The organism is Shewanella electrica (genome assembly GCF_022321485.1).
Lineage (GTDB): Bacteria > Pseudomonadota > Gammaproteobacteria > Enterobacterales > Shewanellaceae > Shewanella > Shewanella electrica.
The window spans coordinates 1-290 of record NZ_JAKOGG010000140.1; the positions used below are offsets into that span (position 1 = coordinate 1).

Consider the following 290-nt stretch of genomic DNA (forward strand, 5'->3'; position numbering starts at 1 on the left):
CGGTGGCAGAATCGGTTGCCGAGCATATTTCCGGCTCCAAGAAGGAATTTGCCCATCTGATGAACCAGCGGGCGCGCGAGCTCGGAGCGGACACGCTTACCTTTTACAATGCAAGCGGATCGGATGCCTTGGGGCACCGGGCTTCTCCCTATGAGCTGGCACTCATTGCGCGCGAATTGCTCAAGCACCCGGAAGCGCTCGATTGCATGAGCCGCGTGACCAACACGGTGCAAACCTCCTTGCATACACGGGAAATCACAAACAGCGGCCGCAAGGACCTGAAGGATGAT

At 57.9% G+C, this 290-nt stretch carries 1 pseudogene; it reads left to right on the plus strand.

Going from position 1 to position 290, the window contains the following annotated elements:
* Window positions 1-290, plus strand: a pseudogene (locus L9G74_RS20175) (hypothetical protein); the annotation flags it as partial.